The 9,829-nt window shown below is 34.3% G+C and carries 17 protein-coding genes; 13 read left to right on the forward strand and 4 right to left on the reverse strand.

Annotation, left to right across the window (positions count from 1 at the left end):
* Positions 1–77 precede the first annotated feature (77 nt).
* From A9G30_RS05895 to A9G30_RS05910, 4 genes are read right to left on the reverse strand one after another with little or no spacing between them, the layout of a single operon-like run.
* Positions 78–404 (reverse strand): hypothetical protein, encoded by a 327-nt coding sequence (locus A9G30_RS05895; protein WP_065588357.1) that lies wholly within the window; start codon positions 402–404, stop codon positions 78–80.
* Between the two features lie 42 nt (positions 405–446).
* On the reverse strand, positions 447–857 hold the full coding sequence (locus tag A9G30_RS05900) for a hypothetical protein (protein WP_065588358.1): 411 nt from the start codon (positions 855–857) through the stop codon (positions 447–449).
* Positions 854–1,315, reverse strand: coding sequence for a hypothetical protein (locus A9G30_RS05905; RefSeq protein ID WP_065588359.1), 462 nt, complete (start codon positions 1,313–1,315; stop codon positions 854–856). Before A9G30_RS05905 ends, A9G30_RS05900 begins: the two co-directional genes overlap by 4 nt.
* A gap of 4 nt (positions 1,316–1,319) precedes the next feature.
* Complete coding sequence (locus A9G30_RS05910) at positions 1,320–1,730, reverse strand: helix-turn-helix domain-containing protein (RefSeq protein WP_176700675.1); 411 nt, start codon at positions 1,728–1,730, stop codon at positions 1,320–1,322.
* A 92-nt stretch (positions 1,731–1,822) separates the two neighbouring features.
* On the opposite strand from A9G30_RS05910, the gene A9G30_RS05915 reads away from it, so the two are divergent.
* Genes A9G30_RS05915 through A9G30_RS05970 form a run of 13 tightly spaced genes read left to right on the forward strand, consistent with a single transcriptional unit; the run spans position 1,823 to position 9,549 of the window.
* Entirely contained in the window at positions 1,823–2,014 is a 192-nt protein-coding gene (locus tag A9G30_RS05915) for a DNA-binding protein (protein ID WP_065588360.1), read from the forward strand.
* A gap of 45 nt (positions 2,015–2,059) precedes the next feature.
* Complete coding sequence (locus A9G30_RS05920; protein ID WP_065588361.1) at positions 2,060–2,365, forward strand: IclR family transcriptional regulator; 306 nt, start codon at positions 2,060–2,062, stop codon at positions 2,363–2,365.
* Positions 2,366–2,376: 11 nt separating this feature from the next.
* Positions 2,377–3,381 (forward strand): hypothetical protein, encoded by a 1,005-nt coding sequence (locus tag A9G30_RS05925; protein ID WP_065588362.1) that lies wholly within the window; start codon positions 2,377–2,379, stop codon positions 3,379–3,381.
* 24 nt (positions 3,382–3,405) lie between these two features.
* Positions 3,406–5,190 (forward strand): DDE-type integrase/transposase/recombinase, encoded by a 1,785-nt coding sequence (locus A9G30_RS05930; protein ID WP_065588363.1) that lies wholly within the window; start codon positions 3,406–3,408, stop codon positions 5,188–5,190.
* Positions 5,190–6,419, forward strand: a complete 1,230-nt coding sequence (locus tag A9G30_RS05935; protein ID WP_065588364.1) for an ExeA family protein — start codon at positions 5,190–5,192, stop codon at positions 6,417–6,419. The genes A9G30_RS05930 and A9G30_RS05935 overlap by 1 nt, the downstream gene beginning before the upstream one ends.
* On the forward strand, positions 6,419–6,691 hold the full coding sequence (locus A9G30_RS05940; RefSeq protein ID WP_065588365.1) for a hypothetical protein: 273 nt from the start codon (positions 6,419–6,421) through the stop codon (positions 6,689–6,691). The genes A9G30_RS05935 and A9G30_RS05940 overlap by 1 nt, the downstream gene beginning before the upstream one ends.
* Positions 6,692–6,706: 15 nt before the next feature.
* Positions 6,707–7,228, forward strand: a complete 522-nt coding sequence (locus A9G30_RS05945) for a host-nuclease inhibitor Gam family protein (RefSeq protein WP_065588366.1) — start codon at positions 6,707–6,709, stop codon at positions 7,226–7,228.
* A 2-nt stretch (positions 7,229–7,230) separates the two neighbouring features.
* Complete coding sequence (locus A9G30_RS12915; protein WP_176700710.1) at positions 7,231–7,374, forward strand: hypothetical protein; 144 nt, start codon at positions 7,231–7,233, stop codon at positions 7,372–7,374.
* Positions 7,367–7,576 carry a hypothetical protein gene (locus A9G30_RS05950; RefSeq protein WP_065567022.1) on the forward strand — a complete coding sequence of 70 codons (210 nt, stop codon included), beginning with the start codon at positions 7,367–7,369 and terminating at the stop codon, positions 7,574–7,576. The genes A9G30_RS12915 and A9G30_RS05950 overlap by 8 nt, the downstream gene beginning before the upstream one ends.
* The gene (locus A9G30_RS05955) at positions 7,566–8,264 is read left to right on the forward strand and encodes a DUF2786 domain-containing protein (protein ID WP_065588367.1); all 699 of its coding nucleotides are present in this window, start codon (positions 7,566–7,568) and stop codon (positions 8,262–8,264) included. Before A9G30_RS05950 ends, A9G30_RS05955 begins: the two co-directional genes overlap by 11 nt.
* Positions 8,265–8,666 carry a gp16 family protein gene (locus A9G30_RS05960; protein WP_065567024.1) on the forward strand — a complete coding sequence of 134 codons (402 nt, stop codon included), beginning with the start codon at positions 8,265–8,267 and terminating at the stop codon, positions 8,664–8,666.
* 10 nt (positions 8,667–8,676) lie between these two features.
* On the forward strand, positions 8,677–9,183 hold the full coding sequence (locus A9G30_RS05965; RefSeq protein ID WP_065567025.1) for a hypothetical protein: 507 nt from the start codon (positions 8,677–8,679) through the stop codon (positions 9,181–9,183).
* 3 nt (positions 9,184–9,186) lie between these two features.
* Positions 9,187–9,549, forward strand: a complete 363-nt coding sequence (locus tag A9G30_RS05970) for a Mor transcription activator family protein (protein ID WP_065567026.1) — start codon at positions 9,187–9,189, stop codon at positions 9,547–9,549.
* Positions 9,550–9,829 lie beyond the last annotated feature (280 nt).

A 9,829-nucleotide genomic window follows, 5' to 3' on the forward strand; every position in this document is an offset into this window, starting at 1 on the left:
TGTATATTTCTATAAAATATAAATAAATTATTAGGTTGTTTGATTTTTAGATTTAAATGATCTGTTCATAAGGAATTTTACTCTTCCCCACATTCCTTCTGTTTTTCAACATCTTTTAATTGCTCCAACCGCCTATTCGCACTTTTCAACGCTTCACCTTTTTCAATAACATTACCAACTCCAAAGTCACCTAAAAACGATAAAACAGAACGTCCATCAAATTGGCTTTCTTTTTCTACATGTTCTTTAAAGCCTTCTATTTTCGCTTGTTCTAACGCAATTTCACGGCATGTCATCGTGTCTTTTTCATATTTAGTTAATTCACCTTGGCGACCGTAATTTTTAGTCGCACAGCCAGTTAAACCTAAAGCTAAACATAAAATGAGTAAATTTAATTTATTCATACTTATATCCTATTTATTTAAATATTTTCTATGCAAATATCTCTATTCTTTACACATAATATCCCAAGCAAATTGGAAGTTATCTGCATTACCATGTGTTGCTTCTAAATAAATTGTAGAAGTTTCGCCTTGTTTACCATTCATATTTGTTATCAGAATTGGAACAATAAATCTTGAGAACTGGCTATACATATCATCTGAATATTCTGACGCTACTTTACCGCAAACATTTCCAGCTAAAACATGTTCTGATTCTTTATCTTTTGATGTGTTGAAGAAAATTACATCTGTAAATTTTGGATTTTTTAAACTGATTTTTAATCTTTTTTGAGCAAGATATATTGCATCTGAGCTAGTTGGAGGACTATTTTTATCGTAAATAGCCATGATGGCAAAAATAGATACTACGATTGGAATTGAAATAAGAGCTAGAATAAATAAAAAAATTTTCATTTTTCGCCCCTCAATTTTCTTTTTTCAATTTCTAGCTCTAATTCATAAATAACCCGGTTATTTTCAGATAAAATTGGGTGTAAATATTTAGTTTTAATACACAAAAATCGAATTAAAATTGTAATCAAAATTAAAGCAGATATCATAATTAGAAAAAATGTATCTCCAGAAAAAACGCGATTGTGATTTAGAAAACCGCCGGAAGCCATAAAATACCAGTTCATCGCAGCTATTGAGAAAATAGCCAGCGAAATAATCAAAATTGCAATAGCCGGTAAGTTACAAAATTTCTTTCTGATTATTAGTTTATTTTCTTGTTTTATATAATCAATAGCTAGCAATAAGTGCTGTGAAGATAATTCACTAATATCTAATTTTTTGTTTATTAGCTCAATATAAATATTATAGATATTATTTGCCGCAACTTGTCCAACCGTATGATTAAAGTGTTGCTCCATAATCTCACCTTTTCCTTTTCACCCCAATATTATAAATATTTTCTGCAGAAACTTGACCATCTATATTTCCGTTAAAAATTTGTTTAGCGGATGTCTGCTGAGCCGTTCCTGCTGTTAAAGCTCCCAGTGCAGCAGCTTTAATAGCTAATGGTGCATTACGATATAATTCAATTAATTCTTTTTCTTCTCTGGATAAAATTAAGCCAACTTGTTTTTCTCCAGTTAAAATATATTGAATGTCAGCACCAATTTTAGAAAATGCAATTAGTACTTCCATTCCTGGTGATATAGTACCAGCTTCGTATCTACTCCACGTTTCACGCTTAATTCCAAATAATTCAGCAATTGCTGATTGAGTTAATCTTAATTTTTTTCGTTCTTCTTTAATTCTATCTTTTGGTGATGTAATAGTCACAAAAACCCCTTGACTTTGTGATTTAAAAGTCACAAAATATAACACATAATTTATAAATCAATTATTCATAACTTATATAAAAGGAGATAAAAATGTCCAAAATTCTCACTCCAGCACAAGTTAAGCAACAATTTCAACAAAAAGGTGAAACTATCAAATCGTGGGCGATTGAAAATGGTTATCACCCTGTTGTTGTGTACAACGTTTTAAATGGTTTAAGTCGTGCTCACCGAGGTAAGACACACGATATAGCAGTAAAACTTGGCTTAAAACAAGCCTTATAACCCTGATTGTAACAGTTTTTCATATATAGAAAAAGGGTAAAAAACATGCATAGTTCACAAATTTCAACATCTGGCACTCGAATACTGAAAGTACTCAAAGCGCTAAAAGGCTATACATTAACAGGTTTATCTAACGGCGATATCGCAAAGATGATCAATGAATCGCCCGTTAACGTTACACGTGCTCTGCAAGCACTGATTGAAGAAGGTTTAGTGATTAAATTAGATAACGGTCTATTTGCTCATAGCGTGCAAATGTTGCAAATAGCCCAAGCACATGCAATTCACATTACTAAAATGCAAGACCAAATGACAGAAATGAACCAGCGCATTACAGCTGGTGCAAGATAAGGATAATAAAAATGGCAAGAACAGCAAACAAAGAAAAAGAAGAAATTGAATTACCTCCGCTTGATGAGCAAGGGATTAATGATGCAATGAATACCATAACTAGCATTCAAAGTGAATATAACGAATCTCGTGATTTAGTTAATCAAGTTTTAGGTCAGGCTCAAATGGCTGAGGCTTTTGAACAGTTTTCGCGAACGGTTCGCACATCTAAATTGGCTTTTATCCGTGAAAATAAACTATATCAACAACTTAAAGGAATGAAAACCGCGAACGGTTCGCTATTTTCAGGAACGTGGGAAGATTTTTGTCTGTTACTCGGTTCATCTAGAGACAAAATTGAATTAGATATAGCAAACCTAAAATCATTCGGCGAGGAAGCCCTTGAATCCATGTCCCGCATGGGTATCGGATATCGCGAATTACGTCAATACCGAAAACTACCCGAGGACCAAAAAACGGCATTAATTGAAGTCGCTAAAGCAGGTGATAAAGAGGCGTTAGTTGAGTTAGCAGAAGAATTTATTGCTAAAAATGCTAAAGAAAAAGAGCAACTCAAAAAAGAAAACAGTGATTTGCAAGCTGACTACAAAGCATTAAGCAAACGTAATGCGGATGTAGCGAAAGAAAAGGAAGAGCTGGCAATAAAACTGACTCAATTTGAAATGAAAACCGTGCCGTTGGATGAGCGTTTAGAGCCGTTTAAAAAACAGATAGCAGAAACGCAATCACGCATGGATAAGCTATTTGAAGAACAAAGGCAGTATGTAGACATTATGTATAAATTAATGCTCGAAATACTTGAGAATGACCCTGATTACGATCCCGAAAAACCATATTCATTGCCTGAATCAATGCAAATTGCATTATTAACGTTGAATGGTTCGGCTGTATTAACTTTAGATCAAGCTCGTTATGTGCATCGTGAACTTTGGAGCAAATTTGATAGCGATATTATGGAAGCTCAACAGCGACAAGAATCTTTAGTAAATGAGAATATCCAAGATTTATATAAATGATATTTCATATCAAGGGAATTTAAAATGGTATCACCTAATATTCGCAACTATTTAAATGAATTAGCAATTAAGTTAGATAAAACAGATTTTGGTTCAAGAAGCGCTATTATGAGTGAAGCACAAGCCTTTTTAGGTATTTCTAAACAAACTATTTACCGACAATTAAAAGAGTTTTGTGGTTGGTCAAGTGATCGGAAATGCAGAGCTGATAAAGGTGATACAAGTGTTTCTGATATTGCTTTAAATGTGGTCGGAGCAATATGTAAAGAGTCAGTGCGTGATAATGGTAAACAAACTATGTTTACAACAACAGCAACAAGTATTGCAAAACAAAATGGTTATGAAATTGGTGTAAGTACTAATCATTTTGCAAGATTATTACGAAACCGCAAAATGAATGTAAAAGCACAGCAAGTGGCCAATCCTGTTCAGTCATTACGTGCATTGCATCCCAATCATGTGCACGAAGTAGATCCCTCTCTATGCCTAATTTATTACATGAAAGATAAACAACATATTATGCGTGACCGTGATTTTTATAAAAACAAGCTAGAGAATTACGCAAAAGTTAAATACAAAGTTTGGCGTTACACATTGTATGACCGTGCATCTGGCATCATTATTCCGTGGTACGTTGAAGCTGCAGGCGAAAACCAACACTCATTATTCCAATTTTTAATGTTTGCGTGGGGTAAGCAAGATGGGCGTTTATTTCATGGTGTGCCACAACTACTTTACTGGGATAAAGGTTCTGCTAATACATCATCAGCAATCAAGAATTTGTTAGACCATTTAGAAGTTAAATATCTAGAACACGAAGCAGGTAATGCAAGAGCTAAAGGTGGTGTTGAAAATGCCAATAATATCATCGAAACACAATTTGAAAGCCGTTTAAAGTTTCAACCTGTTGGTAGTATTGATGAATTAAATCATGCAGCAATGAACTGGGCAGAAGCATACAACGCAAATTTAATACCAGGTCAAGATACTCGTCTACGTCGTATTGGGTTATCAGAGCCAGTTTCACGCCAAGGGCTTTGGCAATACATTACAGCAGAGCAATTACGCTTATTACCACCCATTGATGTTTGTAAAGCACTAATGGCAAGTCGTGAGCAAGAGCGTCAAGTTCGCCCTGATTTAACCATCAGCTTTAAACATCCGCAAGCGGATAGTTCGCTTATTTATAGTTTAAAAGGCTTAGATGGTATTGCTGTTAAAGATAAAGTCAGCGTTCGTTCATTAGTTTATGGTGATTGTGCAATACAAATCGAAGTGCCACGTTATGACGGTGAAGCACTGATTTATCGTGTTGAACCAAATCGCAATTATGATCAGTTTGGACAACGTTTAGATGCACCGGTGATTGGCGAGGAATATAAATCGAAAGGTGATACTGAAATTGAACAAGCCGCTAAAGCGATGGATCAAGTTGCATACCCGGATATGAGCGAAGATGAAATCAAAAAAGCTAAACAAAAACAAGTTGCGCCGTTCGGTGGCAAGCTTAACACACTGGATTATTTAGATAATATTGAACATCCGGCTTATTTAGCAAGTGCTAAAAAAGGTAATGAAATTGAAACACCTGAGCATTTAAAGCCAGCTACAACAACATTAACGCTAACAGCCGCTTTAATGCGTATTACCAGCTCAATCGGGCGCAGATTAACAATAGATGAAAATAAATGGTTATCGGCTCGTTATCAAGATGGTGTACCTGAAGATTTGCTAGAGTCATTAATTCATTCGTTTACCGCTCCAATTGCAGTTTGTGACGGTACAACAGGACTAAGGATTGTTAAATAATGCTGAAATTAAAAAGCGTAATGGCACAGTTCAATATTAAACAAGCGCAGTTGGCTCGAATGATTGAGTATAAAGGTAACTCAATCAGTCAAGCCGTTATTAATCAGCTTGTTAATCATGATATTTGGCCACGCTCAATAGTTCGTAATGAACTAGAGCAAAAAATTGAAAAAGCGTTAATTAAACTAGGTTTAAATAACGATTATTTACTGAATATTTTTGAAGAAGAAACTGGCACAGCCGGAATCTTGGCGGACGACGCTGTGCCAGTTGACTCAAATGAAAACTTAACAAAGGAGTCAGCCTATATGTTACTACGAAAACAAACTATAAATCGAGATGCACGGGCACATTTTCGCATTCCTCGTGATCCGTTCACTGACGAAATGACACAGGATGCCGATGTTTATCTATCTGATGATATTCGTTATGTACGTGCTGCAATGCGCCAAACAGCAAAACACGGCGGAATGTTAGCAGTAATTGGTGAATCAGGTAGCGGTAAATCAACACTACGGCACGATTTAATTGATTGGATCAATATTAATCATGAACCAATAACGGTTATTGAGCCGTATGTGCTTGGTTTAGAAGACAATGAAGTAAAAGGTAAATCACTAAAAAGCATGGATATTAGTGGCGCAATCATCAATGCGATTGATCCACAAGTCAAGCCAAAACGCAGTGCTGAAGCACGGGCAAGGCAAATGCATACTTTACTTAAAAATAGTGCATTATCTGGTCGTAAACATTTGTTAATTATTGAAGAAGCACATGGATTACCAATCCCGACATTAAAGCACTTAAAGCGATTTTATGAGTTACAAGAAGGCTTTAAAAAACTACTATCAATTATTTTAATTGGTCAAACAGAGTTACAAACAAAACTATCAGAGTATAACCCCGAAGTTCGTGAAGTTGTGCAACGTTGCGAGGTGGTAAACCTAAAACCATTAGATTTTAAAGTTGAAGAATATATCAAACATAAGTTTTCACGTGTTGATATGGACTATACAACGTTATTTGATTCATCGGCATTTACTGAAATTATCAATCGATTACGTGTTGCAACAACTCGCCGTGGTGAAAAGCAAGTGCGGTCATTATGTTACCCGCTAGCGGTTAACAATTTGGTATCAAATGCATTAAACCTAGCAGCACGCATTGGTGCACCAAAAGTTACTGGTGAAGTAATTGCTGAATGTATTAAAGAACGGGGAGATCTATGATGAAAACTAATCAGTTAATTAATAATGGGATAAATGCGGTTAATCAAGCTGTAAATATATTATCTAACGAAGATCTAACGGTCATTGGTTTTTATCATGATTCACTGTCAAAACCGACAATTGAAATTGAGCATCATCCCAAGTGCAATAAGTATATAGAAGCTGGTCGAGCAACATATTACCGTTACGAAGGTTATTATCGATTTGGGCAATTTGAATTAAATGGTTGCCGAATTGTGTGGAAAGAGCGCGATATTAGTCGTTTGCATTAATTAGGAGCGATAAAAATGATAAAAGCCAAAAAACGTATTAAAGCTACCGCGTCAATCTATGTTGTGCAATCTAAAAAACAAGCATCAGAAGCTATTAAATATCTGGGTGATATTCAACGTGAATTGATTCGTTTAGAAGCTGAAATGAACGATAAAATCGCTGAAATTACCGCAAGTTATTCATCAAATATTGAAGTATTAAAAAAGAAGTCAGCGGAAATACAACAAGGTATCCAAATTTGGTGCGAAGCAAACCGTGACGAGCTGACAAATAACGGTAAAGTTAAGACTGCAAATCTAGTTACTGGAGAGGTTCAGTGGCGTAATCGACCGCCATCGTGTGTTATTCGTGGTGTAGAAACGGTTATAGAAACCCTGAAAAAACTAAAACTGGAACGATTTATTCGTACAAAAGAAGAAGTTAATAAAGAAGCTATTTTAAATGAAGCAAACGTTGTCGCTCATGTACCAGGTATTACCATTAAAAAAGATGTAGAGGATTTTGCGATAGTACCTTTTGAACAGGAGGTTATGTAATCATGCAAACACAAGATTTTTATATTTTGCATCAATTTATATTAAGCCAGATAGCTAATTTTATAGCTCATTGTAAAGAGTATGGTTTATCTGAATGTGAAGCTGATCGCATCATCGATGAGTTGGAGGAATTAGCAAATGGCTAAATTCTCTAGCCCTAAGCGTTATATGCCCGACCATTATATTTCAATCAGCCATGAACATTCATTTATGCGTGAAGTAACTGGTCAGGGCTATGTTGATGGAAAGTTGTACGATGAACTCTATGCTGAATATACAAAATTAAAATCAGCTAAAACATTAAAACAACGTTTTGTTAGTTTTTTAAGGTGTTTTTATGACAAATAATAATGAAAAGTACATTGATAAAATCAAAAAACTTTTAGCATTAGCAAAATCAACTAATCCACATGAAGCTGCTATTGCTATGCAAAGAGCACTAAAGTTAATGAAAGAACACGATATTAATGCTAGTGATGTTGAACTATTTTCAATTAACGAATCAATGGCAAAACGTACACCAACTGATGCAGAAAAACAACCGTCTTATGTCGGTATATTGGCTAATGTTATTTGTTCTGCATTTGGGGTTAAAGGTTATTTTTGTTATAACAATGAAACGAATCACATGACTGTTAAATTTTATGGAATGAGAGAACGCCCTCAGCTTGCGGCATATGCTTTTGATGTTCTTGTAAGATTGATTATTAAGGCGCGTAAAGAGTTTTTGAATGGCCAAAATAAGCGTGTTAAAAAATCAACAAAAATGGCTAGAGCAGATCAATTTTGCATTGGGTGGATTAATGGAATTTATAATGTTTTAAGTAAGTTCGTTATACCTGATGATGAAAATAAAATACTAAATAAATATGAACAGGAAAAGCTTGATTTATCAGAAGCAACATTACGCAACACTAAAAACTGCAATGGTGCAGATGACGCTAAATATAAAGGGTATTTAGCTGGAAAAAACATAAAACTGAATCATGGTTTATCTGGTTCAGGTAATTCTCCATCATTAATAGGAGTTAAATAGATGAAATCTAAATACATCAAGCTGATTCATATTGCAAAATCTCAACTTAATCTAGATGACGATACATATCGTCATCTATTACTGACTATAACTAAAAAAACTAGCACTAAGGATATGACAGTTTGGGAACTAGAAAAAGTTATAACTAATTTGAAATTAAAAGGTTTTAAAGTTAAATCATCAAAAAAAACGGGGAAGATAACAGCTACAGAACCAGTTCATAAAAAAATACGCTCATTATGGCTAGCACTAGCTGATGCAGGTGAAATCAAAAATCGTTCTGAAAAAGCTATCAATTTTTATGTAAAACGTATTACTGGTGTTGAAGTGATGGATTGGCTGACTCAAAAACAAGCAATGGTTGTAATTGAAAGCCTAAAAAGTTGGCAAGCACGCATATAAAGGAAGAAGCATGAAATTAACACGTTGCCCAATCTGTCACAACGAAATTAATTTAGACGCATTGGTTGAGGATGATTCTGGCAGAGAATTACTGATATTAGTAAGTAATTTAAACTATGGCTGTGCTAAACCAATGATTGCCTATATAGGTTTATTTCGTACTCAAAAATCAAATTTAAGCAATTCTAGAGCAGTAAACTTAATTAATGAGGTCCTAAAATTATATCAACCCAGCAGACATCTGGCTCATGCACTAAGAGAAACCGTTAATAATATTCACGCTAAGCGTGCACTAGGTGAATATAAGCCGTTTAAAAATCATAATTATCTAAAGTCAGTTTATGATTCTACTAAGCATTTATTTGCGTACGTTGAACATAAAGAAGAAGATAAACCTGTTCGTAGCAGTAATGAAGAGTATTTTGAACAGATGTATAGAGCCGGTATTGATTTTAATAAATTAGAAAAAAATATACCTGGTGCACTAGATTGGTATAAGAAGAAAACAGGAGCGTAAATTATGACAAAGTCTGCAATGTCTATCAAACGTCACGAATTACTAACACATGTATCATTATCTGCTGCTAACGACGCAATGGATTATGGTTTACCTGAGGATATTGCAGCACAGTTAGGTGATAACATTGCAAATACAATTTCAGAACTATTTGGTGGTCAAAATTTCACATTTCCAAGAGATTATTTTTTTAAGTTAAACAAACGCGATCTACAAATTTATGATGCATTTAAAGGTAATAATTATGCAGAACTCAGCCAAAAATATAATATGACAGAACGAGGTATTAGAAAAGTAATCGACCGAGTTCATAAACGAATGATAAAAGAAAAACAACCAGCCTTATTTGATTTCAATGACGCCTAATCAATTTTTAGGACAAAATTTTTTAGGCAATTTTTTATTTCATATTTTGTAACACTTTTTCAAAAAACAATTTCAATATTTCCCTGTTTATTTTGCTATATCCCATTTATCTCATCATTCTGTTATTATTTATCATGTTCTGTTTCATGTAACGTTAATTGGGGGTTTAATTATGGCTTAAAAAGCTTGCGACAGCAAAGTTTTGATACTTTATAAATGGTGAAACGGCAAGCATTAAATATCAACGCTAAATCAGTGGCTATGTTTTTTCTTTATTGTA

The organism is Gilliamella sp. Fer4-1 (assembly GCF_001690515.1).
Classification (GTDB): Bacteria; Pseudomonadota; Gammaproteobacteria; order Enterobacterales; family Orbaceae; genus Gilliamella; species Gilliamella apicola_C.